Here is a 23,106-nt window from a genome sequence, read left to right on the forward strand (position 1 = left end):
CGCAGGAAGTTGTGCAGGCGGGCTGAGTGCGCCGCCATGAGCTCGGCCATCGCTGCGGCATCCACCTCGGTGGCTTCGGGCCCCAGGCGGGCGAGCGGTTCGGCCTCGGCGGGATCGCTGGCGATCACCCACACGCCGGCCCGCTTCTGCGTGCCCGGTTCGGTCAGCAGCAGCCCCAGCCCGCTCTCGAACTCGAAGCGGGCCAGCCCGTCACGGGGCCGGCGCGGCCGCTTGGCACCCGGTTCAAGCACCCGCAGCCGCCCGCCCTGCATGAGATGCACCACAAACGTCAGCCCATCCCCGGCATCGGGCGCGAAGCGCAGCAGCAGGAACTTGGCCCGCTGGCTGACGCTGCGCAGCGGCCAGCCGACGGCGTCATTCGGTGACGGGCTTGCAGTCTTGAGCGCAGTGAACGACAGCGGCTCCACCCGCTTCAGCACCTCGCCCGCAGCCAGCGCCTCGAGCCGTTCAGCGTGCGCCCGGATCTCAGGAATCTCCGGCACGAAGCGTCAGCCCCCGCAGTCGTCCGGCCCGCCGCCGGAGGCACTGTCTTCCTCCTCGGCGAGCGCTCGCCCCAGCGCCGTGTTCACCAGCGCCAACGCCTCGGAAGCCGCGATCAGCACCCGCACATCACCGCTCACCTTGATGAGCCCGGCCTGCAAGGCGGCCAGTGCACCCATGTCTCCCCGCCGCACGGCCTCTGCCGTCTCCCGGGACTGGCTCATTACAACCACGCCGTCATCACTGACGTCGAGACTCTCGCTTTTGCCGCCCGCCGCGTCAGCAGCATCGGGTAGCACCGGTTCGAGATGCGCCCGACCGCCGTCGATCACCAGCCGGTAGGCCACGACAGGCCCCCCGTTGCCGTCGCCGATCCGCTGCTCCACCGTGGCCCGCACCTCGGGCAGATTCACATCCGCCAGCACCTCGGACATCGCAGCGCACCAACCCTCGGACCCGATCTCCACGCCAGCGAACCTATGCCGCCCGCCACCGCATGTCACGCCAGCGGTCTGCCAACAAGCCACTGCGAGCGATCCGGGGACACGTCCGACTCGGCGATGCACGATGGGCCTGAAATTCAGTGGCGACGGCCCGCGGGCGCTCGCTACGGTGCACCGCAACGCATCAATGCGTACCCGTATCGCTGGCAGTTCGCCGGTCTCTGGGCGGAAATCCCGCCTGTTACCGTTCCGAAAGGAAGTCCTATGGACGCGAACTCATTCGTCATTCTTGCTGCAGTCGTGACGCTGTTCAGCTTCAACCTCACGGCCAGCCTGATGTGCTGCCGCTCACTGGGCCGGCGAGTCGACCGACTCGAACACCGCCTTGACCGACTTGAAGATCGCATGGATCGCTTCGAGCAGGTGCTCATGCAGCTGGTGGTGGACATGACGTTGGTCAAAGCGAAGCTGGGCATCGAGACTGCCACGCCCTCCGCTGTGCCGCAGCCTGCGCTTGCACCCCCGTCGGGCGGTTCTTCTGGCGCGGCAGCGCAATAGCATGGCGGGGTGACCTTTCCGGCTCGCCGCCTTCGTCGGTTGCGTCGCACCCCGGCGCTGCGCCGGCTCGTTGCGGAAACAACCGTCACGCCCAGCGATCTCATTGCACCGCTGTTCGTGCGCGAGGACGTCGCCGAGCCGCAGCCGATCGTCTCGCTGCCCGGCATCATGCAGCACAGCCAAGAATCGCTGCGCAAGGAAGTCAACGAGCTGGCCAACCTCGGCATCAGCGGGGTGATCCTGTTCGGGCTTCCTGCCCGCAAGGATCCGTTGGGCTCTGAGGCTTGGAATCCCGACGGCGTGGTGCAGGTGGCGTTGCGCAACCTGCGTGACGACCACGGCTCGGAGATGGCGATCATCGCCGACCTGTGCGTCGACGAGTACACCGACCACGGCCACTGCGGCGTGGTGACCGACAACGGCGATGTCGACAACGACGCCACGCTCGAGCTGTACCAGCGGGTGGCGCTGGCCCAGGCCGAGGCCGGGGCCGACATGGTGGGCCCCTCGGGGATGATGGACGGTCAGGTCGGGGCGATCCGCCAGGCGCTGGACGTCAATGGCCACGAGGATCTGCCGATCATGGCCTACTCGGCGAAGTACGCATCGGCCGAGTACGGACCGTTTCGCGATGCCGTGGACGTGACCATCGCCGGCGGGGGCGACCGCAAGGGCTACCAGCAGGATCCGGCTAATGCCCGCGAGGCCATGGCCGAGATCGAGCTCGACATCGCCGAGGGCGCCGACATCATCATGGTGAAGCCGGCGCTGGCGTATCTCGATGTGATTGCGGCGGCCCGGGCCCGCTTCGACCTGCCGCTGGCGGCGTACCACGTGTCGGGCGAGTACGCGATGCTCAAGGCGGCTGCCGCCAACGGCTGGATCGACGGGGCCGCCACTGCGGTCGAGCACCTCACGGCCATCAAGCGGGCCGGAGCCGACCTGACTCTCACCTACCTCGCCCGAGAGTTCGCCGAGACCCTCCAATAGCCGCCGGCCCCGGCCGCAGCCGGCTCAGCGGGACGGATGGGTCACCTGGGCGACGGCGATGGCGCCGAGTGCGCCGATGAACTGCGCCACGATGAACAGCGGTGCGCTGGCCGGGGCGATGCCGGCGAACGTGTCGGAGAACATGCGACCGACCGTCACCGCCGGGTTGGCGAAGCTCGTGGACGACGTGAAGAAGTACGCCCCGCCGATGTAGGCGGCCACGGCGAAGGCCACGAACTGGGTCTTGCCCGAGCGCACCACGCCGATGATGACGATCACCAGCCCGAACGTGGCGATGGTCTCGGACAGGAAGGCGGCCCCGCTGATGCGGTCCTTGGTCGACCAGAACACAGCGTCGAGCTCGAAGATCACGTTGGCGGCGATGACTCCCAGGATCCCGCCCGCAACCTGCACCACCACGTACAGCCCGGCCATGCGGTTGTCGAGGTCGCCGGCGATGCGCGCCCACAGCGTCACCGCCGGGTTGAAGTGCGCCCCCGACGTCGACCCGAACAGCAGGATCAGGCACGTCAGCGCACCCGCCGTGGCGATCGAGTTCTCGAGCAGCTGCAGGCCGACGTCGTCGGGGCTCAGCCGCTCGGCCATGATCCCCGAGCCCACCACGCTGAGCAGCAGGAACCCCGTCCCCACGAACTCCGAGGTCAGTCGGCTCGCGGTCGTATCCCGCAGGGCTGTCACCGGGACAGCCTGCCAGCTATGCGTGAACAGACACTGACTCGCGGGTGAACACCCGGTCCACACGGAGATCGAGATTCTTGACGCGGCCTACCGGCGGTGCACTAAGAGTCGTCGTAGACGTGACGGCGAACGAGCACGTTGGAGTCGATGGCGATCACGCTGAAGTGGCGCCCCTGGCGATTGCCTCGTCCATCTCTTCTAGCGTCACCGCAGGACCGTCGAACTGCAGCATTCCAAACAGATCGCTGACCGGCCGCACGGCCACGACCCGAACTGAATCGTCGTCGATGATGTAGCGCACCCTGTCGCCGGGCTGCAGTGACAAGCACTCTCGAACCCGGCGAGGCAACGTCGTTTGGCCCTTCGAAGTAATGGTCGACTCAGGCAAGCTGCCATCGCCAGATGCCTTACAGATAGAGAAATCACCCATTGTCGCGGCGGGCCCATACGAAGCTGTCGTCTTGGACGATCCTGACAGCTTCATCGATGTCTGCGCCGAGGGCGTCCTCAAATCGATCGCGCAGTACTTCTTCCGCGTCATGGGGGCCGTTGCCTTCGAGCCAGAGATATTCCCCGAGGTCGCTGACGAACGGGACGCCAAGTTCCTCGGGCGACGCGTAATTTTCCCTGAACCAGACAATCATGTCGTGTAAGTCCGCGTGGCGGCCTTCGGCGAGAGCAAGGGCGAATCGGCCGAGCCAGTCGAACTTCTCCGGAGTGGGAGCATCGGCGCACATTCCGTGTGCGATCGCGTCTCTCCGGCTTGCAAAGTCCTTGAGTTCAGCCGCTTGGTTGTCACTGAGCACACCATCGATCGTGAGTTGCTGAACCAGACCGCGTGGCGGTAGTGAGCGCTCGGGAGCAATCATCCGTTGATGAGCTACTGATAGCAGGGCGCCCTCCATGGCTGACCACAGCACCAAGCAGGCCGCATCGGGTGAAACCTCGGCCAGTTCCTGCGCCTCGCGCACCCGGCGATTCACAAGTGCGAGGTCCGGCTCAGGCGGCGGCCCCTCACGTTCATACGTAACGACGTCGAGTCGCCATCCGCAGTCGTCAGCAAAGGTCTTCTTGAGTCGTTCGAGCCGGCGGCTGGCATCGTCGCTCATGGGGGCCGCCTTTACTTCGACAACCACGAACTCATCATCCCTGCGAGCAACCGCATCCGCGATGAATGACTCGAACGGCTCCGGCAAGCGCTCGTTGAGGCTGACGTCGTAGCCATCCGCCTCGTACCTTGCGCGTGCACTCATGAGTGCCATGTGTTCAGCAGCCCTCACCGTCATGAGAATGTCACCTCGGGGTGGGCCGCTCCGACCCGGATGTAGACGAAGTCGCCCGTGGTCGAATTGAGCGCCGTCTCGAGCGTCGCTGGAGCGTCGATGACCGGCGGTGGACTCAACCGGTCGAGTTTGCGGGAACAGACGTCAACGACGGACTCATCGTCGTCGTAGACGACGTGCTGGAGAGCGTCTTGGATCGGTTTGATGATGTTGTCGGCGTCCAGATCTGTCGCACCTTCGAAGAAGAAATCGATGCGTAGACGGAGTGGCCCAGCGAGCAATGCAGTCTGCGCCGGCGCCGCGTTCCTCACCCTGGCTTGCCACTGCGGCCGCGAATCGGCGCGGTGGTTTCGCGGTGTTCCCTCAACGACGAACTCGATCATGGACGCGGGTGCCTACTCGCCATGAGGCGTCATCGTATGCAGCCTCGCTTTCGAGTTCATGTGAATTAATGGGCCTCATGCCCCAGGGCCGCTCTGTGAGGGCAGCTACGACTCGCGGAGGTCGAAGGCGATCTTGACCGAGCCTCGGGAGCCGGCGTTGGCGGCGTGTTCGAGGGCGTTGCGGTACTCCCCCAGCGGGTACAGCTCGGACACCAAGCGCTCCAGGTTGCAGTCGCGTACCAGCTTGATCGCGGCTTCGAAGGTGTGGCCCCCGTCGAGCCTCGGCTCGGTGCCATAGCAATAGGCGCCAACCAGCTCGGTCTCGCGGTGCCACAGGGCGGACAGGTTGAGCTCGACGTTGGCGGGCATGCCCAGCACCACCACGCGGCCTCGGGGGCGGGTGAGGGCGATGGCGTCGGTCAGCGATTCCGACGAGGCCACGGCGTCGATCGTTACGTGTGTGCCCGAGCCGAGCGTCTCGCCGATCACCCGGGTGCCTGCGGCCCGGCGCACGGCCCGGCCCAGCTCGTCGGGCGACACTGCCAGGTCGGCACCGAGCTCGCGGGCCAGGCGACGCTGGTGGCTGTAGCGGGCGCCCACCACGATCGCCGCGACACCGGTGCACTGGCGCAGCGCAGCCACCGCCACCAGGCCCATCGTGCCGGCGCCGATCACGGCCGCGGTGCCGCCGTCGGTCACGCCCGACCGCAGCGCAGCGTGAACGCCCGCCGCCGTCGGTTCGATCATCACCGCGGCCTCGTCGGACAGGTCGTCGGGCCCGAGCGAACCCAGCGAATGCAGCTGGGACTCGTGCGCAGCGAACATCTCCGACCAGCCGCCCCCGGTGGACACACACGAACCGGTCTGCAGACCCGCCTCGATCTGGCCCCCGATCAGGTGGCTGTAGTCGTCGCCGTCGGCGGGAGCAGCGTCGGGCCACGGCGGGGCATAGCCGTGGGCCTCGTGACCGAGCACCGCCTCGAGAACCACCCGTGTGCCGTCGTCGGAGTGGCCCACCACCTCATGGCCCGGCACGAACGGGAACGACACCAGCGGCTCGAAGTAGCGCGAGACCTTCCCATCCACCGTCGCCAGGTCAGACCCGCAGATGCCCGACAGGGTGGGTCGCACGTACTGCCAGCCGTCGCCGGGCAGCTCCGGCGGATCCATCTCGGTCAGCCGCAGCGGGCCGACACCCGCACCCGATCCCGGCTTCAGCTTCCCCGCAGCCATCGCCGCGGCAAACCGCAGCTCCTTGCGCTCGAAAACCAGCGCCTTCACGTCACGTCGCTTGCGAAACCCACATCAGTGGTCTTGTTGTCTACTTCGTCGGCCAGTCGGGCGATGAACTCAGCCAGCGGCACGTCGCGCCGTACCTTCTGGCCGCGGGGGTTCACACCCACCGTTCCCGCCGCCACGTCGTCGTCGCCCACCACAAGCACGTAGGGCACCTTGTCGAGCTTGGCCCGCCGGATGCGCGCGCCCAGCGGGTCGTCTGCCGGCACGGTCTCGGCCCGGAAGCCCGCCTCGCCGAGCTGGGCCGCCACCGACTCGGCAAACGAGTCATGGTCGGCCCGCACGCCCATCACCACCGCCTGCGTCGGCGCCAGCCACGGCGGGAACGCACCCGCGTAGTGCTCCACCAGCACCCCGAAGAACCGCTCGATCGAGCCGAACAGCGCCCGGTGGATCATGATCGGCCGGTGCACCTCGCCGTCGGCGCCGGTGTAGCGCAGGTTGAATCGCTCGGGCAGGTTGAAGTCGACCTGGATGGTGGACAGCTGCCACGAGCGCCCGATCGCATCGGTCACGTCGATGTCGATCTTCGGCCCGTAGAACGCGGCCTCTCCCGCCGCCTCCAGGTAGTGATGGCCGCGCCGATCCAAGGCATCCCGCAGCGCAGCCGTCGCCTGTTCCCAGCCCTCGTCGTCGCCCACGTACTTGTCGGGATCCTGCGTGGACAGCTTGAACTCGAAGTCGTCGAAGCCGAATGCGTTCAGCACCGACAGCACGAAGTCGAGAAGTCGTTCGATCTCATCGGCGAGCTGCTCAGGCGGCACATATATGTGACTGTCGTCTTGGGTGAACCCCCGGATCCGCATCAGCCCGTGCAGCGTGCCCGAGCGCTCGTAGCGGTACACGGTGCCCAGCTCGAACAGCCGCAGCGGCAGCTCCCGGTACGAGCGCTGGCGCTGGCCGAAGATCAGGCAGTGCATCGGGCAGTTCATCGGCTTGGGGTAGTAGACGCCGTTGTCCATCTCCATCGGCGGGTACATGCCCTCGGCGTAGAAGTCGAGGTGCCCTGAGGTCTCGAACAGCTTGGCGTTGGCCAAGTGCGGTGTGTAGACGAACTCGTAGCCGCCCGCCTCGTGGCGATCGCGGCTGTAGTCCTCCATGAGCTTGCGGATCACTGCGCCCTTGGGGTGCCACACGGCCAGCCCGCCGCCCAGCTCCGCAGGGAAGCTCAGCAAGTCCAGCTCGGTCACGAGCCGCCGGTGGTCACGTTTGGCGGCCTCTTCCAGCCGCTCGAGGTGCGCAGCCAGCTCGGCCTTCGAGCCCCACGCGGTGCCGTAGATGCGCTGGAGCATCTGGCGGTTCTCGTCGCCCCGCCAGTACGCGCCCGCCACCCGCATCAGCTTGAAGTGAGCCAGCCGCCCGGTGTCGGGCACGTGGGGGCCGCGGCACAGGTCGACGAACTCGTCGGTGTTGCGGTAGGTGGTGATCACCCCGCCTTCGGGGCCTGACGCGGGGTCGTCGGCCTCGCCGTCGAGGATTTCGATCTTGTAGGGGTGCGCGGCGAACAGCTCATCGGCCGCTGCCCGGCTGACCTCGGCGCGGATGAACGGCTGACGAGCGGCCACGATGGCGCGCATCTCGTCCTCGATGGTCTCGAGATCCTCGTCGGAGAAGGTGCGCGCCCGCCCGATGTCGTCGAGGCCCAGGTCGAAGTCGTAGTAGAAGCCGTCGGTGATCGGCGGCCCGATCGAGAACGTGGCGCCCGGGTACAGCCGCAGCACCGCCTGGGCCAGCACGTGGGCGGTGGAGTGGCGCAGCACCTCGAGCCCCTCGTCCGACGACCCGAACACCAGCGACACCGAAGCGCCGTCGGGCAAGGGCCGGTTCAGGTCGAGCTGCTCGCCGTCGGCAACGGCGATCAAGGCGTCCTTGGCCGCCCGCCGTCCCAACGACGCAGCAAGGTCGGCGCCGGTCGCACCTGCAGCCAGCTCCCGGGTCTGCCCGTCGGGCAGCACCACGGTGACCGCGGCACGCCCGCCGCTCGCGTCACCTGGGTTTGCGCCGTTGTTGCCGCTCATATGGACAGTTTCCCTGTCTCGGTGCCGCGTCGTCCAAGGAATTTCAGCATGCGGCGTTCTGCGCGGGCGTGATTCGTGCTCACCGACAACGATGGCCATCGGTCGCAGCCGGCTGAGCTCGAGGCAACAGCGCAGGCGACGTCCGTGGAGCGGGTGACATGCAGCTGGCGACTAGCCCCCGGTGCCGCCGGAGAAGACGATGTTGATCAGGATGATCAGGAAGAGCAACCCGCCGAGCACCCAGAGCTTGTCTGCGAACTCGAAGCTCTTGAACTTCGCGAACGGCACCATCATCTTGTGCGGGTCCTCGAGCGTCTTTCCGTCGACCTTGCGGGTATCGGCGTCGCTCATGCGTTCTCCTGAAGAAGCTGTTCAGCGGCCGATGCCGCGGCTCGGGGGACCGGCTGCTCGCGCAACCAACGGGCAAGACTAGTGGTCTGACTCGGTCATGGCTGAGGGATTGCCGACGGAATCCTGACGCTTGTGCACCGGTTGAGCGAGACCGCTCCACGCCGCCGGCTAGGTGCGCACGGCATCCGCGCCCAACAGCTCCCGCATCGGACCCGCCAGGGTGCGGGCATCCACCCAGCGCGACTCCGGAAGCTGCACCACCGAGTCGCCTACCCGGATGTGCACCGGCGCATCGCCGGGGTAGTCCGACAGCATCCGCTCGAACGCCTCCAGCCAGTGATCGTCGATGTCGACCCGCTCCACGTCGAGCGACACCGGCACGGGTCCCTTGCGCAGCTCCAGCGCCTCCACCTCGTTGGCCAGGAACGCCGTCTCGCCCTCGCCGCGACGATCGGGCCGGCCCCGCACCAGCACCACGGCGTCTTCCGCCAGCGTGGCGCCGGCGGCGGCGAAGCCCTTGGGGAACAGGGTGACCTCGATCGAGCCGGACAGGTCTTCGAGCATGAACCGGGCCATCGGGTCGCCGCCGCGCGTGTAGCGGCGCTGCAGGCTCTGCACCACGCCGCCCAGCGTCACCCACTGCTGGCCGCCGTCGGGGTTGGGCGGCAGGTCGCCCAGGCCGCTGATCTGGCAGTCGGTCGCGCGCCGAAGCTGCGCCTCGCCCCCGCGCAGCGGATGGTCGGACACGTACAGCCCGAGCAGCTCCTTCTCCCACGCCAGCGTGTCGCGCTCGGAGGCCTCGACGTCGGGCACCTCGATGCGCTCGTCGAACCCCGGCTCGCCGGCGTCGCTGCCGCCGCTGCCATTGCCGTTGCCGCCGCCGAACAGCGACTGCACCCCGGCGGCTGCCTCCTCACGCCGTCGCAGCGCGAACTCGACGATCTGCTCGAACACCCGGAGCAGCCCGCCCCGGCTGTGCCCGCACGTCTCGAAGGCGCCTGCCTTGATGAGCGACTCGGTGAACCGCTTGTTGAGCACCTCGCGCGGCACGCGCATGCAGTAGTCCTCGAAGTCGGCGAAGGGCCCGTTGGCGTCGCGCTCAGCGAGGATCGGCTCGGCCACCTTCATGCCCACGTTGCGCACCGCCGACAGCCCGAAGGGGATGGTGCTCCCGTCGGCGGTGAAGTCGAGCTCGGAGCGGTTGATGTCGGGCACCAGCACGTCGATCCCCGACTGGCGGCAGTCGGCTAGGTACACGCCCGCCTTGTCGATGTTGCGCTTCGAGCCGGTCAGCACGGCCGCCAGGAACTCGGTGCGGTGATTGGCCTTCAGGTAGGCCGTCTGGTAGGCGATCAGCCCGTAGGCGAAGGCGTGGCTCTTGTTGAACGCGTAGTCGGCGAACGGCTCGATGATGTCGAACAGCTGCTCCCCGAGGTTCTCGCCGTATCCCTTCGCCGCAGTGCCGGCGATGAACTTGGTGCGGTGCTCGGCGATCTGCTCGCGGTTCTTCTTGCCGCAGGCCTTGCGCAGGTCGTCGGCCTCGGCCATCGAGTAGCCGGCGATCTCCTGGGCCACCCGCATCATCGACTCCTGGTAGATCATCAGCCCGTAGGTCTCTTCGAGCAGCTCGGCGAGGTCGGGATGCGGCGGCGTGGCGGGCTGGCGGCCGTTCTTGCGGTGCGCGTAGCTGTTGTGCATGTCGGCGGCCATCGGGCCGGGCCGGTACAGCGCCACCAGCGCGCAGATGTCCTCGAACTGTGTGGGGCGCATCGACTGCAGCAGCGACCGCACCGGCGTCGACTCGAGCTGGAACACGCCCATCGTGTCGCCGGCGCACAGCAGCTTGAACGTGGCGGCGTCGTCGAGCGGCACCGCGTCGATGTCGAGCGCCGCGCCAGTGGTGCGCTCCACGAGCCGCACCGCGTCGTCGATGATCGACAGCGTCCGCAGCCCCAGGAAGTCCATCTTCAGCAGGCCCAGGTCTTCCACGCCGCCCATGTCGAACTGGGTGACGATCGGTGCCTCTTCGGGATCGGTGCCCGACTCGGGCTTGCGCTGGATGGGCAGGTATTCGGTGAGCGGCTCGGGGCTGATCACCACCGCGGCGGCATGCACCGAGTCCTGCCGGATGAGGCCCTCGAGGCCGCGGGCCACGTCCACCACCTCGCGCACGTCGTCGTCGGTGGCGTACATGGTGCGCAGCTCGGCAGCCGCTGCGTACCCGTCGGCGTGCTTCTCGTCGGGTTCGAGACAGGCAACCAGCGGGGTGTCGCGGCCCATGATCAGCGGCGGCATGGCTTTGGAGATGCGGTCTCCCAGCGCGTACGGCTTGCCCAGCACACGTGCCGCGTCGCGCACCGCCGCCCGTGCCTTGATGGTGGAGAAGGTGATGATCTGCGCGACGTGGTCGTGGCCGTATTTGCGGGCCGCGTAGCGGATCATCTCGTCGCGGTAGCGGTCGTCGAAGTCGATGTCGATGTCGGGCATCGAGATGCGTGCCGGGTTCAAGAACCGCTCGAACAGCAGGCCGTACTTGATCGGGTCGAGGTCGGTGATGCCCAGGCAGTAGGCCACCACGCACCCCGCCGCCGAGCCCCGGCCCGGCCCCACCCGGATGCCGCTCTCGCGGGCATGGCGGATGAGGTCCCACGTGATCAGGAAGTAGCTGCTGAAGCCCATGTCGGAGATGACCCGCAGCTCGTACGCGATGCGAGCAGCAGTGTCTTCGGACACGTTCGAGCCCCAGCGCCGTTTCGCTCCCTCGAATGCCAGGTGCCCCAGGTAGGCGTCGGCATCGGCGTGGGGAGCGGGCACCTCGAAGTGCGGCAGCAGCACCTGCCCGAATTCGATGTTGGTCTCGGCCCGATCGGCGATCGCCAGCGTGTTGTCGCACGCCTCGGGGAACTCGCTGAACAGCTCCCGCATCTCGGAGGCCGTCTTGAGATAGTGATGATCGCCGTGGAACTTGAAGCGGTCGGCATCGCTGCGCAATGACCCGGTCTGCACGCACAGCAGCGCGTCGTGCGCGAGGGCATCGTGCTGGTGCGTGTAGTGCAGGTCGTTGGTGGCGAGCAGCGGCGCGTTGAGGTCGTGGGCGAGCTGCAGCAGATGCGGGTTGTTGTCTCGCTGGGCGCCGATGCCGTGGTCCTGCAGCTCGATGTACAGCGAGTCGCGGCCGAAGATGTCCTGCAGGCGTCCGGCCCGGCGGCGGGCCTCTTCGTAGTCGTCGTTGAGCAGCGCCTGCTGCACGACGCTGGCGAGGCACCCGGTGGTGGCCGTGAGCCCCTCGGAGTGCTCGGCGAACAGCTCCCAGTCCATCCGGGGCTTGTAGTAGTAGCCCTCGAGGAAGGCCCGGCTGGCCAGCTTGAGGAGGTTGCGGTAGCCGGCGTCGCTGTGGGCGAGCAGCGTCAGGTGGTAGTAGAGCTTGCCGCTGCCCTTGCCGTCGTCGCCGGTGTCGTCGAGCTTGGCGTTCTTCGCCCGGTTCTGCTTCGGGCGCTCGTGGCGGCTCTCGAGCGCCATGTAGGCCTCGGTGCCGATGATCGGCTTGATGCCGAACGTCTTGCAGGCCCGGTAGAAGTCGAGGACGCCGTACATGTTGCCGTGGTCGGTGATGCCCAGCGCCGGCTGGCCGTCGGCCGCGGCCGCCGCGACCACCTCGTTGACGCGCGCCGCGCCGTCGAGCAGGGAGTACTCGGTGTGGGTGTGCAGGTGCACGAACGACGCTGCCACGCTGCCTCTCGCTTTCGTCTGAATCGGCCCGTCTGTCGAACATAGATCGGTCGGCCGGCTGCGCCATGAATGCCCGCGAGACTCGCCCGGCCGCGCAGCGAAACTCCCAGAAAATCGGGTTGGACGGACGCTCGCGGGGCTGCATCATGGAGGCCATGGCCCACCCGTCGCGCGCGCTGCCAGCACACGTCGCCGACGAGCTGGAGCTCGACGCCGGCGCTGTGCTGCCCTGCGACGAGCTGAATGCCGTGCTCGTGGTCGACGATCCGCGCCCGGGCCTGTGGGAGCTGGTCGACAGCGGCTGGGCCGACGAGCACCTTCCCGAGCTGCCCGCGCTGGCGCTGGAGCAGGACCCGATCCACCGCCACAAGGACGTGCTCGCCCACACGATCGCTGTGGTGGCCCAGAGCCCGCCCCGCCTGCGGGTGCGCCTCGGCGCCCTGTTCCACGACATCGGCAAGCCGCTGACTCGTGAGATCACCCCCAGCGGGGTGACGTTCCGCAACCACGAGGCCGTCGGGGCGAAGATGACCCGCCGTCGCATGCCCGAGATGGGCTACAGCGCTGACATCACCGAGGAGGTCGCTCGCCTGGTGCACCTGTCGGGCCGTTTCAAGGGGTACGACACCGGCTGGACCGACGCAGCAGTGCGCCGCTACGCCCGCGACGCCGGCCCGCTGCTGGGCGACCTGAACGACCTGGTCCGCAGCGACTGCACGTCGCGCAACGTGCAGCGGATCGAAGCCCTGCACGACGCGCTCGACCGCTTCGAGGTGCGCATCGCCCGGCTAGCCCGCGAGCAGGCCCAAAAGGAACTGCGCCCCGAGCTGAACGGCGACGAGGTGATGACCCACCTGGGACTGGCACCCGGACCCGACGTGGGCCGCGCCATGAAGTTCCTGTTGGAGCTGCGCCGAACCGAGGGCGAACTCGGCGACGCCGAGGTGCGCCGTCGCCTCGACGCCTGGTGGGCCGCCCAGCAGTGAGAGTCGCGAAAATCTTGTTCCCACACTAATCAACTCATTGGTACAATTGCCCTATGAGTGGGACATACACTATCGTTATGGGCAACCGCGGACGCATTGTGGTGCCGTCGGAAGTACGTGCACGTGCCGGTCTTGCGGAGGGGACGCCGATGGTGCTGGTGGAGTCCTCCGACGGTCTGGTGCTGCTGACGCGAAGTCAGCTGAAGGAACGTGTGCGGCGGAATCTGGCCGGGCTGGATCTGGTTGAGGGGTTGCTCTCGGAGCGCCGACGCGAAGCTGCACAGGAAGATGCGGCGTGAGCGCTGTGCTGGACGCATCTGCGCTCTTGGCATTCGTGCAGGACGAGCCCGGGGCAGATGCCGTGGAGGCGGCGCTGGACGACGCACCCTGCTGCGGCGCCGCCAACTGGTCGGAAGTGGCCCAGCGCGTCGTCTCCGCCGGCGGCGACTGGGATCTGACGAGAGCACTGCTGCTGAGCTACGACCTGCGCGTCGAGCCGGTGACTGCATCCGATGCCGAGTGGGCTGCGTATCGGCATCGTCGGGGCGAGGGCCTGTCGCTCGCGGATCGTCTTTGCTTGGCCCTCGGCGAGCGCTTGGGTCTGACGGTGCTCACCGCAGACAAGGCGTGGGGGTCCGCTGGGAGCATCGTGCAGATCCGCTAGCCCGCCGAACTACACGCCTGACATACCAATTGAGTTACAATTGATGTCAAATTAGTAGTTGGCTCATCCGCGTTGCGCCGATGCTGCCCTTCTTGTCCCGACGAAAGGCGCGCCGTGAAGATCCCACAGACACCTCCCGCTGCAGGCGCACTGCTGGAAGAGGTTCTGGCAGATGGCAGAGCAGACGGATTTCACCGGATCGTGGAGCAAGGCAGGCCCACAGACGCCAAAGGCCGTTACCTCCACTGGGACGAGATGCGCCGCAGGAAGCCGCCTGACGGACTCACGCACGAAGACTGGTGGCTGAGTATGTGGTTGAGCCGACGTGCCCTCTGGCGGCCCATGCCTCTCACGGGCATCGATGGAACTGAGTTTGGCATCTGCATGGTCGACGCCGTCTGGGAGTCGTTGCACCGCATAGATCAGGCCGCGGCAGGAGATGTACTGGCAGATGAGCCTTCTGTAGCCGCTGGGAATCGAGACCGGTACATCGTCAGCTCGCTCATCGAGGAAGCGATCGCTTCGAGTCAACTCGAGGGAGCCAGTTCGACTCGCTCTGAGGCGAAGCGAATGCTGCTCACCGACCGTCCGCCCCGTGATCGCAGCGAGCAGATGATCCTCAACAACTACCGAGCGATTTCGCGAGTGCGTGATCTGGCCCGGGACGAGCTGCCCCTGACGACCGAGACGATCTGCGAATTACACCGGGTTCTTGTCGTGGACGCCATAGACGATCCCGCAGACGCAGGTCGTATCCAGAGAGAGGACGAGACTCGCGTCTGGGTGTCATGGCCGGACGGCTCGCACGATGAGCAGCGACTGCATACTCCGCCTCGCGCAAGCGAATTGCCTGGGCGAATGGAGGCAATGTGTGCATTCGCCAACGGCGAGTCGGATGACGGATTTGTGCATCCAGTCGTGCGCGCCATCGTTCTGCACTTCTGGCTCGCCTACGACCATCCCTTCGTCGATGGAAACGGTCGACTAGCTCGTTCGCTCTTCTACTGGTCGATGTTGCGCTCGAAGTACTGGCTCGCCGAATTTCTCACGGTCTCCTCGATCCTGCGCCTAGCGCCAGCCAAATACGCACGGTCATTCCTGTACACGGAGACTGACAGCAACGACCTCACGCACTTCGTGCTGTACCAACTCGACGTCATTGAACGTGCAATCAAGGAGCTCCGCACGTATCTGCAAGCCAAGCGAGAAGAAGTCCGTGAGGTCGAAGAGATGCTCGCCGGGAGAGCCGAAGTCAACCACCGACAGCGTTCCGTGCTGGCGACGGCGCTGCGCGATGCCAACGCCGATTTTCTGATCGCAGGACATCAACGGAAACAGTCCGTCACGTACCAGACGGCCCGAACCGATCTGCTCGGACTCGCCGAGCTCGGCCTCCTGGCCATGCGGCGCGACGGCAAGTCGTACCGATTCCTGCCCGTGCCTGACTTAGTCGATCGCATTCGTGGCCTTGGCAAGTCTGAAGACTGACGGCAACGCGATTCCGGTCGAGTTGACTGCGGCGAATCACATGTGTGAAATACCAATTGATTTACAATTGATGTCAAATTAGTAGTTCATGGCTTGATAAGAGTCGACCGGTGCATCGAGTCGGGATCCCTGAGTAGCTGCGGGCGCGTCGGGCGCTCGCTCTAGCGTGTGCGCTCGTGGAATGGGTCGCGAATCCTGAGGTCTGGATCTCTCTGGTCACGCTGACGGTGCTCGAGATCGTGCTCGGCATCGACAACGTGATCTTCATCTCGATACTTGCCGGACGGCTGGGCGGGAAGGAAGCCGAGCGCGCCCGGGTGGTCGGCCTGTCGCTGGCCATGGGGATGCGGGTGCTGTTGCTGCTGGGCATCTCATGGATCGTGCGGCTCACGACGCCGCTGTTCTCGGTGTTCGGCCATGAGCTATCGGGGCGCGACCTGATCCTGCTGGGCGGCGGGCTGTTCCTGCTGGGCAAGGCCACGTTCGAGATCCACCACAAGCTCGAAGGCGACGGCCACGATGATGCGGGCGACCGGGCAGGCGCCACGTTCACCAGGGTCATCATCCAGATCCTCGTGCTCGACTTGGTTTTCAGCCTCGACTCGGTGATCACCGCGGTGGGCATGGCCGATCGGGTGGGCGTGATGATCGCCGCGGTCGTCATCGCCGTCGGCGTGATGCTGTGGTCGTCAGGACCGGTGATGCGCTTTGTGGGCAAGCACCCGACGGTCAAGATGCTGGCGCTGGCGTTCCTGCTGCTCATCGGCATGTCGCTCGTGGCCGAGGGCGCCGAGTTCCACATCCCGAAGGGCTACATCTACTTCGCCATGGGCTTCGCCGTGCTGGTGGAAGCGCTCAACCTGCGGATGAAGCGCAATCGCCAGGCCCGCACGCCGCCCGTCGAGTTCCACGAGCGCCGCATGCCCGAGTTCGCACCTGCTGAATCGGCACCTGCTGAAGACGGGGGCGACGGCGCCGACACGGCGCCCGGTGATCCAGGGGACGCTCCCTAGACGCGCTCCCTAGATGTCGGCGTCGCTGCCGCCGTCATCGGCCACCTCGGCCTCGGTGACGTGTGCGCCCGCTGAGCGTTCACGAAGCTGCTCAGCGATCTGACGCAGCTGCTCGACGGTGTCTGCGTTGTCGAGCTCGCCCAAGAATTCAGGCAGCCGGATGCCCGCCTGGCTGGCAACTTCGTGCAGCGGGGGGAGCGCCCCGATCAGACTGGAGATGAAGTTGGCGGTGGTGCCGTTCTCGCCATTGGGACCGCCGCCGGAATCCCACACGGTGATCTTGTCGATCTGCAGGTTCGAGATGGCCTTCACCTGCTCGGCCACGAGGTTCGGCAGTTGCTCGGCAACCAGCAGCAGCGCTGCTTCTGGCGCTGCACCGCCGCTGGCAGTCACCAGCGCGCCCAAGCCCTCGGCGCGGCGGGTCAGCAACGCCAGCAAGCCCAATGCCTCGGCTTCCATCAGCAGTCGCTGACCGTCGGCCTCGCCGGCCTTGACCAGCCTGATGCGGTCGGCCTCGGCCTCGGCCAGCGTGCGGACTCGCTCGCGTTCCACCTGAGCGGGCACCACGATGTCAGCGTCCTGCGCGGCCTTGTCGCGCTCTGCGCGCACCCGCTCGGCTTCTGCCTCAGCCATGAACGATTCCTGTTCGGCCTGGGCCTGGCTGACGCGTTCGGCAGCGTTGGCGGCACGTTCGGCTTCTGCTTCCTTCTGGCGCCGCTCGCTGGCAGATTCGGCGATCACCACGTGCGATTCGTTCTCGCCTTCGGTTGCAATGGCGTTGGCCTGTGCCACACGGATGCGCTGCTCGCGCTGGGCCTCGGCGGCGCCGATGTCGCCGTCGCGCTCCTGCTCGGCCACCTTGACCTTCGCCTCGCTGATGGCGCGGGCCGCTGCTTCGCGGCCGAGGGCGTCGATGTATCCCGATTCGTCGGTGATGTCCTGGATGTTGACGTTGATGAGGCGCAGCCCGACCTTGCGAAGTTCGAGCTCGAGCGACTCGGTGATGTTGGTGATGAGCTGCTCGCGGTCGGCGTTGATCTGCTCGATCGGCATCGTGGCAATCACCACGCGCATCTGGCCGAAGATGATGTCGCGGGCCAAGTTCTCGATGTCCAGCAGCGACAGGCCCAGCAGCCGCTCCGCAGCGTTCTGCATGACACCGGGCTCGGTCGAGACACCGACCGTGAACGTTGCTGGAGTATTGACCCGGATGTTCTGCTGGGAGAGCGCTCCCTGGAGCTTGATCTCGATGGGGATAGGCGTCAGGTCCAGGTATGCGTAGCCCTGCACGATGGGCCACACCATGGCTCCGCCGCCGTGCAGGCACCTCGCCGACTCGCCTTCCCCGCCGACGCGTCCATAGACCACGAGGATCCGGTCGGATGGACAGCGCTTGAAGCGCGACGAGATCCACAGCAGGGCGATGAGCAGGATGGCGAAGATGCCACCTGCGAGGGCGATGACGGCCATATTTGCCTCTCGTAGTGAGTGGTGGGGAAAGTCAGGCTAGTGAGGTGCCACGAGCACGGTCGAAGGGTCGACGACGCCGACGACGGTGATGGCAGTCTGCGCCGGCAGGCTCTCGTCGGACTCCGTCAGGGCATTGATGACCCGCATGCGTCCCTGCACCATCACTTCGACTTTGCCGGGTTTCGAACGGTTCGCAGCAACCGTGAGATAGACGGTGCCGTGTGCGCCCACGGCGGACTGGTAGTCGACCGAGCCGCTCTCGCCGAGCTTCGCAAACGAGCGCCACAAGAAGCCCACGGCAAGGAACACTGCGAGGCCGGCGGCGATGGCGACGCCGACTGACAGGGCTGTGGAGCGGTCTGCCTGCTTCATGAGGACGCCCGTCCAGCCGAATGCAAACGAGAACGCGGTCAACGTCCGGATCGAGAGGAACCCGCTGCTCGGGTCCTCGTCGCCGATGTCGACATCCGCTCCGATGCCGAATGCCAGCAGCGCAATCTGCACCAGCAGGAAGAAGCTGGAGATGAATGCGATCGCATAGAAGATCTGCAGATCGCCGGTCAGAGCCTGCCACCAGTCGCCCATGAACTGCCTCCCTGCGGGAACTCTACGTGTCGATACGGGCCGCCTGTCTGCGCGGATTGCCGCAGACGGTTCTGGCGGGAGGCGGGGGGAGGTTCTAGCTGAGGCGGCGTTCGGTCAGGCCGCCTGCGGGGGTCCACGTCTCGATGACGAGATGCTGGCCGTCGACGCGCACGAGCACGGCGTGAGCGATTCTCACGGTGAACAGGGCCATCGGAGTCGCGTCGTCGATCTCGTGATGGTGCCCGCGCATGAAGGTCTCGAGCTGGTCGGCGTCGGCCGGCACTGCCGTGCCTTCGATACGGGCATCGCCTGCTTTCAGCTCCCCGCTCTCGGGCGCTGAGTGCAGCCCGAACCTCCGATCGCGCCGCAGATCGGCGGCCTTGCGCGAGTTGCGGTCCATCCCCAGCCAGAGATGGCCGTCGCGGATCGGGGCTTCCATGCCGGACATGCGCGGCGAACCGTCGGCACGGATCGTCGCCATGACCGCGTGCAGGTGGCTCTCGAAGCGGCCCTGGATGCGTGCGGCCAGTGCCGGGCTGGCCTCCGCGAACGCTCCCCAGCTCGTCTCAGTGTCAGCCCCGCTCATCTGTCGGCCACCTCCGCTGGTTGCCCCGCGCGATTCTGCACCAGCGCTGTGGGTACGGTCAGCCACCGTGAGGTCGGCACGTGCGACGGTGACGCTGTTTGCGGCGACGCTCTTGGCGGGCGCGTGCGCGATCACGTCCGGCGATCCCGACGGAAGAACCGTCGTCGAGCAGGTCGACCCGGCGTTTGGCGGAACGACACCGGTCGTGACGGCGCCGCCGGCGCTGCGGACCGTCCCGCCCACCGGCACGACGGGCGGAGCGTCCGCCACGATACGTCCGGCGAGCACCGCGCCCAGCACCGACGGCACGGCCGGCATAGACGGCAGCGACGCCGCGGGCACCGCAGGCACGCAACCCGGATCGACGACACCGCCGCAGACGAGTGCGCCATCAGCCGACGGCAATGTCCCTTCGCTTGCTGAGACACGGTTCGAGTTGGTGCCGGTGGCCGAGATCGACTCGCCGGTCGCGCTAGCTGCTCGGCCCGGGACCGGCCAGCGGTACGTTGCGACGCTGACCGGGCAGGTGTGGTTGCTGGACCCCGCAGTTGGTCGCGACGACGATGGCGGCGCTGCCGCCGGGACCGCTCCGCAGGTCGTGGCCGACATCGGATCGAAGGTCAGCCAGGGCTGCGAGAACGGGCTGCTGGACATCACGTTCTCGCCCGACGGCGAGCAGCTCTATCTCAGCTACACCGACACCGCCCGCAACAGCCGGATCGCCGTGATGCCGATGACGGGCGAGACGCCACAGACCGGCAGCAGCCGGATCCTGCTGGCCCTCGATCAGCCCGCCTGCAACCACAACGGCGGCGAGGTGACCTTCGGCCCCGACGGAAACCTATGGATCGGCTTCGGCGACGGCGGCGGCGCGAACGACATCTTCGATCAGGGCCAAGACCGCGACACGCTGCTGGGCGCCATGCTGCGCATCGACCCCGACCCGCCGGGCGGCCGTGGCTACGGCATCCCCGCCGGCAACCCGTTCCCCTCCGGCAGCGCGCCCGAGGTGTGGGCGTATGGCGCCCGCAATCCGTGGCGCTTCTCGTTCGACCGGCTGACCGGCGACCTGTGGATCGCCGACGTGGGCCAGAACCGCATCGAGGAAATCCACGTGCTGCCCACCGCCGACGGCTGGTCGCCGGGGGCCAATCTGGGCTGGCCGCTGTTCGAGGGCAACGAGCGCTTCAGCGGGAGCGAGACGCCCGCCGATCTCGTCTTCCCCGTCTACACCTACACCCACGACGACGGCTGCTCGGTGACCGGCGGCTACGTCTACCGGGGCAGCGCCATCGCGGCGCTGGCAGGCACCTACGTGTTCGGCGACTACTGCACGGGCAATCTGTGGGGCCTCGTCCGCGGCCCCGACGGCACGGCCGAGCACATCGATCTGGGCGTGTCGGTGCCGCGCAACACGCTCGTGTCGTTCGGCGAGGACGCCGACGGCGAGCTCTACGCGCTCAGCGTCGCCGGCACTGTGTTCCGCCTAACGGCCGTAGAGCCCTAGAGGCCACGGCTTCGCCCTGCCTTTCCGCTCTAGTTCCCCATCCTCATGCGATTGGCCTCGCGGGCCGCTCGGGCCCAGGGCTCAACCTCCTACTCGGCGTCGGCCTCAGCCTCGGTCTCCGGCTTGATCTCGGGCTGCCAGTCGCCCCAGGTCACATCGGTGATCAGGCGGTGCATCCATCGGGGCTGGCCGGTCTCGATGCCCCACACGTTCACCCCGCGCCCGCGGTCGCGGAACCAGCCGATCAGCGACTCGATCGAACCCGAGGCGTAGATCAGGTGGCTGTCGGTCGGCGACCAGATGGCAACCCGCGTCGGCGCGGGCAGCTCACGCACGAGCTCCACGTCGCCGTCCGGCGAACCCGGTGTGTGCAGGTACAGCGCCTCGCGCTCGGGCACACCGTCGCCGTCGTCGTCGTGCTGGGCCACGTAGGCGACACGGTCGTCGTCGGACCACGCGAGCGAGCTGCCCGCCTCCGCCAGCGTCGTCACCTCGCCCGTGCCGTCGGCTCGCTCGGCGCGGGCGGCCAGGCCCACCACCTCGCCATCGTCGTCGCGCAGCATCTCGGTGTAGGAGATGTACGTGCCGTCGTGCGACCAGAAGATCCAGCCGTACACAGACGGGGAAACCTCGCCGATGAAGCGCTTCGAGCTCCCGTCGCGATGGGCCACCCACGACAGCTCGGGCAGGATGAAGTCGGTCACCGGCCGGTCGGTCTCTTCGCCGTACTCGAGGTAGTTGCTGTCGGGCGACCATCCCAGGAACTCCACGTTCTCAGCGATGCTCACCGGCTCGCCGTCTCCGTCCACCGAGCTGATGCGCAGCTCCGTCGAGCAGTCGTCGGGATCGAGTGCCTCGTACGCGAGGTGTTTCCCGTCGGGCGACCACAGGTTGACGATGAATATCTCCCAGGCGTGGTGGTGGATCGGGCCGATCTCACGTGTCTCGCTGCCGTCGGCAGACGCAAGCCACAGCACCCAGCTCTCATCTGCGGGGTCGGCGGGGCATTCGTGCGGTGTGGCGTAGAGGAGATGCCTGCTGTCGGGCGACCAGCGCACGATGATGGCGTCGTCGGCCAGCGTGACGGGCGGGGTGCTGCCGTCGGTGGGCTCGATGCGCGCCTGGTTGATCTCGTCGCCGGTCTCGGGATCGGTGTGCTCGGTGACGTACGCCATGTAGGCGCTGTCGCGCGACCAGAAGAAGTCGCGGAGGTCGCCGTACCGCCAGGTGTGCGCATCCATCTGACCCAAGCTCCGCTGCGGCGTACCGTCGGCGTCGAACAGCAGAGCCTCGAAGGAATCGAGGAGATTGTTGTCGTTGGTGTCGGCGTTGTTCCAGACGAGCAGGTGCTTGCCGTCGGGCGACCGCCACGGCCACGTGCCCTCGGGCACCGCCAGCTCAGCTTCGCCGTCGGGCGCTGCCACCAGCACCTGCTTCTCATCGTCGGCCCATGTCAGCCGCCCGTCGCTGTCGTGCCATTCCCAGCCGTTGTGGTCGACGGTGCGGAGCATGCGTTCGCTGCCGTCGGCCCGAACCGTGAACAGCGTGGAACCGATGCCCCGGATGCCCGATGCCTTGGTGAGCGCCAGGAACGGCGGCGGTTGGCTCCCCTCAGCGGCGGCGGGCAGGACCCGCTCGCCCCTGCTGATGGCTTCGAAGGTCGTGCGTGCAGCGCTGTTGAGCGTTGCCACCTCCACGGCAGGAGACGGTGCGTCGGTTGCGAGCGCAACGCGCTCCACCGAGACATCGGACTCGATCTCCTCCAGCACTGCCTCGACCGCTGCCTCCGCAGCCATGCCCGCTTCGTCGGCGAGTCCGGCGAAGATGATCCGCGCCGGCCGGTAGTCGGTGATCAGTGACACGGTGGCGTCAGACAGCCCGTCGGCGATGGTGCCGGGCGAGAAGTAGGTGACGGCGACGTCCTCGAAGCCTGCGGCGAACTCCCTCGCAGTGTCGATGTCGGCATCGTTCCAGCCGTCGGCCACGATCAGCACGACAGTGTCGAGTCCGACGCGGTCGGGCAAGTCCAGCCCGATGCGAGCGGCCGCAGCCGACGTCTCGGCGCGGGTAGCCCCGTCGAGCTGCTGCAGCACGCCCCACCGGTAGGCCGAACGCACTGCTGCGGAGAACTCATCCATCACCGCCGGCGGCACGGCGTCGGGGCCGCCGAGGACCATCACGCGATCGGGTGCAAATGTGGCGATGAGCTCTGAAAGCTCTTCGGGCACGCCGTCGGAGCTCAGGCATGCCGCGGCCGCGTTGCGGGAATGCCGGGCCAGCTCCACCGCTGCTGTCGTGTCGGCCGAGCTTTCGCAATTCGCGACCACCAGCGTCAGGTTGGGCCCGCTGCGCACGTAGTTCGCCGGCGGTTCCTGTGCTGCGGCGGGCGTCGCCAGCACGACCGCACCCAGCAGGGTCGCGAGCGCCATCGCCGCAGCGGCAACTCGTGCCCGCCCCCCGTGTCGCCGACCCGACAGGGCGTGCGGACTGGCTATTGCATGAGGCATGTTCATCGGGGCGGAATGCTACCGCTGGGTCGATTGACTACTGCTGCAC

22 protein-coding genes are annotated in these 23,106 nt (G+C 67.2%); 8 read left to right on the top strand and 14 right to left on the bottom strand.

Going from position 1 to position 23,106, the window contains the following annotated elements; translation table 11 throughout:
* Together ACOGW9_RS11365 and ACOGW9_RS11370 are read right to left on the bottom strand one after the other, a co-directional pair.
* On the bottom strand, window positions 1-503 hold a 503-nt coding region (locus tag ACOGW9_RS11365; RefSeq protein WP_419911308.1), incomplete at its 3' end, for a DNA-formamidopyrimidine glycosylase family protein.
* 6 nt (window positions 504-509) lie between these two features.
* Complete coding sequence (locus tag ACOGW9_RS11370) at window positions 510-968, bottom strand: hypothetical protein (protein ID WP_419855182.1); 459 nt, start codon at window positions 966-968, stop codon at window positions 510-512.
* Window positions 969-1,208: 240 nt separating this feature from the next.
* Between ACOGW9_RS11370 and ACOGW9_RS11375 the strand changes: the two genes are divergently transcribed.
* Together ACOGW9_RS11375 and hemB are read left to right on the top strand one after the other, a co-directional pair.
* Window positions 1,209-1,502 carry a hypothetical protein gene (locus ACOGW9_RS11375; protein ID WP_419911311.1) on the top strand — a complete coding sequence of 98 codons (294 nt, stop codon included), beginning with the start codon at window positions 1,209-1,211 and terminating at the stop codon, window positions 1,500-1,502.
* A 9-nt stretch (window positions 1,503-1,511) separates the two neighbouring features.
* The gene (gene hemB, locus ACOGW9_RS11380) at window positions 1,512-2,492 is read left to right on the top strand and encodes a porphobilinogen synthase (RefSeq protein WP_419911313.1); all 981 of its coding nucleotides are present in this window, start codon (window positions 1,512-1,514) and stop codon (window positions 2,490-2,492) included.
* A 24-nt stretch (window positions 2,493-2,516) separates the two neighbouring features.
* Here hemB and ACOGW9_RS11385 read toward each other — a convergent pair whose 3' ends face one another.
* The 8 genes from ACOGW9_RS11385 to dnaE all read right to left on the bottom strand — a co-directional run bounded on the left by ACOGW9_RS11385 (window position 2,517) and on the right by dnaE (window position 12,251).
* Window positions 2,517-3,191: an aquaporin gene (locus ACOGW9_RS11385; RefSeq protein WP_419911315.1), complete on the bottom strand. Its 675-nt coding sequence runs from the start codon at window positions 3,189-3,191 to the stop codon at window positions 2,517-2,519.
* Between the two features lie 154 nt (window positions 3,192-3,345).
* Complete coding sequence (locus ACOGW9_RS11390; protein WP_419911317.1) at window positions 3,346-3,732, bottom strand: AbrB/MazE/SpoVT family DNA-binding domain-containing protein; 387 nt, start codon at window positions 3,730-3,732, stop codon at window positions 3,346-3,348.
* Window positions 3,614-4,477, bottom strand: coding sequence for a hypothetical protein (locus tag ACOGW9_RS11395; protein WP_419911319.1), 864 nt, complete (start codon window positions 4,475-4,477; stop codon window positions 3,614-3,616). The genes ACOGW9_RS11390 and ACOGW9_RS11395 overlap by 119 nt, the downstream gene beginning before the upstream one ends.
* Window positions 4,474-4,857, bottom strand: coding sequence for a RusA family crossover junction endodeoxyribonuclease (locus ACOGW9_RS11400; RefSeq protein ID WP_419911321.1), 384 nt, complete (start codon window positions 4,855-4,857; stop codon window positions 4,474-4,476). The genes ACOGW9_RS11395 and ACOGW9_RS11400 overlap by 4 nt, the downstream gene beginning before the upstream one ends.
* A 105-nt stretch (window positions 4,858-4,962) precedes the next feature.
* Window positions 4,963-6,138: a zinc-dependent alcohol dehydrogenase gene (locus tag ACOGW9_RS11405; protein ID WP_419911323.1), complete on the bottom strand. Its 1,176-nt coding sequence runs from the start codon at window positions 6,136-6,138 to the stop codon at window positions 4,963-4,965.
* A complete protein-coding gene (thrS, locus tag ACOGW9_RS11410; RefSeq protein WP_419855187.1) occupies window positions 6,135-8,171 on the bottom strand; it encodes a threonine--tRNA ligase in 2,037 nt (678 codons plus the stop codon). Before thrS ends, ACOGW9_RS11405 begins: the two co-directional genes overlap by 4 nt.
* A 171-nt stretch (window positions 8,172-8,342) precedes the next feature.
* Complete coding sequence (locus ACOGW9_RS11415) at window positions 8,343-8,522, bottom strand: hypothetical protein (RefSeq protein ID WP_323671611.1); 180 nt, start codon at window positions 8,520-8,522, stop codon at window positions 8,343-8,345.
* 168 nt (window positions 8,523-8,690) lie between these two features.
* Entirely contained in the window at window positions 8,691-12,251 is a 3,561-nt protein-coding gene (dnaE, locus tag ACOGW9_RS11420) for a DNA polymerase III subunit alpha (protein WP_419855188.1), read from the bottom strand.
* Between the two features lie 155 nt (window positions 12,252-12,406).
* Here dnaE and ACOGW9_RS11425 point away from each other — a divergent pair, with 155 nt between their 5' ends.
* From ACOGW9_RS11425 to ACOGW9_RS11445, 5 genes are all read left to right on the top strand, one after another.
* Window positions 12,407-13,237 (top strand): HDIG domain-containing metalloprotein, encoded by an 831-nt coding sequence (locus tag ACOGW9_RS11425; RefSeq protein WP_419855189.1) that lies wholly within the window; start codon window positions 12,407-12,409, stop codon window positions 13,235-13,237.
* Between the two features lie 77 nt (window positions 13,238-13,314).
* Window positions 13,315-13,536: an AbrB/MazE/SpoVT family DNA-binding domain-containing protein gene (locus tag ACOGW9_RS11430; RefSeq protein WP_419855190.1), complete on the top strand. Its 222-nt coding sequence runs from the start codon at window positions 13,315-13,317 to the stop codon at window positions 13,534-13,536.
* Window positions 13,533-13,901, top strand: coding sequence for a type II toxin-antitoxin system VapC family toxin (locus ACOGW9_RS11435; RefSeq protein WP_419855191.1), 369 nt, complete (start codon window positions 13,533-13,535; stop codon window positions 13,899-13,901). The genes ACOGW9_RS11430 and ACOGW9_RS11435 overlap by 4 nt, the downstream gene beginning before the upstream one ends.
* A 612-nt stretch (window positions 13,902-14,513) precedes the next feature.
* On the top strand, window positions 14,514-15,389 hold the full coding sequence (locus ACOGW9_RS11440; RefSeq protein ID WP_419911327.1) for a Fic family protein: 876 nt from the start codon (window positions 14,514-14,516) through the stop codon (window positions 15,387-15,389).
* A gap of 176 nt (window positions 15,390-15,565) precedes the next feature.
* Complete coding sequence (locus ACOGW9_RS11445; protein ID WP_419855193.1) at window positions 15,566-16,402, top strand: TerC family protein; 837 nt, start codon at window positions 15,566-15,568, stop codon at window positions 16,400-16,402.
* A 9-nt stretch (window positions 16,403-16,411) separates the two neighbouring features.
* On the opposite strand, the gene ACOGW9_RS11450 is transcribed toward ACOGW9_RS11445, so the two are convergent.
* The 3 genes from ACOGW9_RS11450 to ACOGW9_RS11460 form a co-directional block, all read right to left on the bottom strand.
* Complete coding sequence (locus tag ACOGW9_RS11450; RefSeq protein WP_419855194.1) at window positions 16,412-17,872, bottom strand: flotillin family protein; 1,461 nt, start codon at window positions 17,870-17,872, stop codon at window positions 16,412-16,414.
* Window positions 17,873-17,908: 36 nt separating this feature from the next.
* Entirely contained in the window at window positions 17,909-18,457 is a 549-nt protein-coding gene (locus tag ACOGW9_RS11455; protein ID WP_419855195.1) for a hypothetical protein, read from the bottom strand.
* Between the two features lie 94 nt (window positions 18,458-18,551).
* Window positions 18,552-19,043 (bottom strand): pyridoxamine 5'-phosphate oxidase family protein, encoded by a 492-nt coding sequence (locus ACOGW9_RS11460; RefSeq protein ID WP_419911330.1) that lies wholly within the window; start codon window positions 19,041-19,043, stop codon window positions 18,552-18,554.
* A gap of 67 nt (window positions 19,044-19,110) precedes the next feature.
* On the opposite strand from ACOGW9_RS11460, the gene ACOGW9_RS11465 reads away from it, so the two are divergent.
* The gene (locus ACOGW9_RS11465; RefSeq protein WP_419911332.1) at window positions 19,111-20,550 is read left to right on the top strand and encodes a PQQ-dependent sugar dehydrogenase; all 1,440 of its coding nucleotides are present in this window, start codon (window positions 19,111-19,113) and stop codon (window positions 20,548-20,550) included.
* 89 nt (window positions 20,551-20,639) lie between these two features.
* On the opposite strand, the gene ACOGW9_RS11470 is transcribed toward ACOGW9_RS11465, so the two are convergent.
* On the bottom strand, window positions 20,640-23,063 hold the full coding sequence (locus ACOGW9_RS11470; protein ID WP_419911334.1) for a hypothetical protein: 2,424 nt from the start codon (window positions 23,061-23,063) through the stop codon (window positions 20,640-20,642).
* Window positions 23,064-23,106: the final 43 nt, after the last annotated feature.

Source organism: Candidatus Poriferisodalis sp., assembly GCF_965203655.1.
GTDB lineage: Bacteria > Actinomycetota > Acidimicrobiia > Acidimicrobiales > Poriferisodalaceae > Poriferisodalis.